The organism is Collinsella sp. CLA-ER-H10 (genome assembly GCF_040092475.1).
Lineage (GTDB): Bacteria > Actinomycetota > Coriobacteriia > Coriobacteriales > Coriobacteriaceae > Collinsella.
In genome coordinates this window covers 1-735 of the sequence record NZ_JBBNLM010000055.1, presented here as the reverse complement: position 1 = coordinate 735, position 735 = coordinate 1, and the positions used below count along the sequence as shown (strand labels likewise).

Here is a 735-nt window from a genome sequence, read left to right as displayed (position 1 = left end):
CCCATCGCGCCGAGAGTACTGCGGGGTCAGCCCGTGGGAGGCCAGGGCGCCGCTGACCGGTGGACGGCACCGAGCCGTCATCGAACTTGGAAGGGGGAGGCCTCGCGGCCTCCCCCTTTTTTGCGTTAAAGGCGGCATTTGCTCTATCTGTTTTAGGGGTGTTCGGATTGACTTTAGTCGAGGGCATCGTTGTCGTCCGCGGTGAGGTAGAGCCGATCTTCTTGCTTATGTCACTTTCTGGTGGCGCTCAGTTGGCTCCAGGGTTCTGTCGCCACGTTTATCCGGACGGATCTTTTGCTCCTTATTTCCAGTAAATCAATTAAGGGGCATTGTTTCAATCAAATTCACTCCACCTGCGGGGGCTCTATCTAATTAGTGATAGAGCCCCCGCAGGCGTTTATAGGTTTGTTAACGTTGTCCTTCAATTTATGACGGGTTAATTAGCGGAGACCAACGAGGGTATAAAGATGCTATGTCTACAGTGGACAGCAAGATTCCCGAGGTCATACGGTCTGTCCAAGGTTTATGACCATATGTGTGACTCTGAGCATCTCGGAGCCCAGTTAATTCATTTGTGAACAAAATATGGAGTGCGCGATTCCCGCCCGCGGGGCCCCTCCGGTCTGGCAATATATCTCCTTGCCGCGCGGCCCGGTGGAACCGGATCAGCCGCGGGGCGTGCACCTTGAGAACCGGATACTGCGAGGATGGACACATCGAGTGTCGCATCCGGGC

At 55.0% G+C, this 735-nt stretch carries 1 protein-coding gene; it reads left to right on the top strand.

What is annotated here, in order from left to right; all coding sequences use genetic code 11:
• Positions 1-59 precede the first annotated feature (59 nt).
• On the top strand, positions 60-314 hold the full coding sequence (locus tag AAAX36_RS09470; RefSeq protein ID WP_349075300.1) for a hypothetical protein: 255 nt from the start codon (positions 60-62) through the stop codon (positions 312-314).
• Positions 315-735 lie beyond the last annotated feature (421 nt).